Annotated in this window: 1 protein-coding gene; it reads right to left on the bottom strand. The window is 45.1% G+C overall.

Annotated elements, in window-relative coordinates; translation table 11 throughout:
• The coding region (locus tag R8O10_RS24975; RefSeq protein ID WP_318191925.1) for a phosphoethanolamine transferase at positions 1-728 on the bottom strand (728 nt) is incomplete at both ends.

Below are 728 nucleotides of genomic sequence, written 5' to 3'. Positions count from 1 at the left end.
CGTTGCACAGTGCGTTTTGTTGCTTTCTGTCTACTTCGATTTTTTTGATCTTATGCGCGACTTCTTTATCGCCACCGTCGTTTTCTTTCCACAGTAGGTCGATACCTGCACGTTGCATGATATCTAACGCGTTGTCTTGGTTATCAGCTTGTTTACGGTCAAATTGATTGCGCGTTAACTGAGAAAACATGCATGGTACAGATACTGCTGTCGCAGTGCCGCATGACGCCACATCTTTAAAAGAAATAACATCTAGTTGGCTAGTGTAGGGGTTAGTTTCACGCTCGTAACCATTCAGTTGATAGTTTTGAGTACGTGCGGTTTCACCTACTACAAAAACGAGTAACGTCGGTTTGTCCTGCGCTTGCTGTAAAGCGGTCGAAGATTGCTGTGCATCAGTACCGATTTCACGATATGGCTGTGGCGTAGTTAAGTAATTTTCTTTTACGTAACTTGTCGCGCTGTAGACATATTGCGTTGGGATGATCATTTTTTTCAGGTAGCTGTTATTGCGACCCACAGATGCGTAATCTTGATAGTACAACCCCGCAATCACGGCAATAACTGCTAACGAAGCGAGCATCGCGACCAGTTTTGTAAGCACAAAGCGTAGCCATTGTCCGCGTTGTGGTTGCAGCTTTACTTTGAACACAATCAGGGCAGGAATCACACCCATTAACGTCGTCCAAACGACCGAATACGTGCTGAGATAAGAGCTTGCTTCACTC

The organism is Vibrio sp. 1727, from assembly GCF_033344415.1.
Classification (GTDB): domain Bacteria; phylum Pseudomonadota; class Gammaproteobacteria; order Enterobacterales; family Vibrionaceae; genus Vibrio; species Vibrio alginolyticus.
This window is presented reverse-complemented; position numbering and strand designations above follow the sequence as displayed.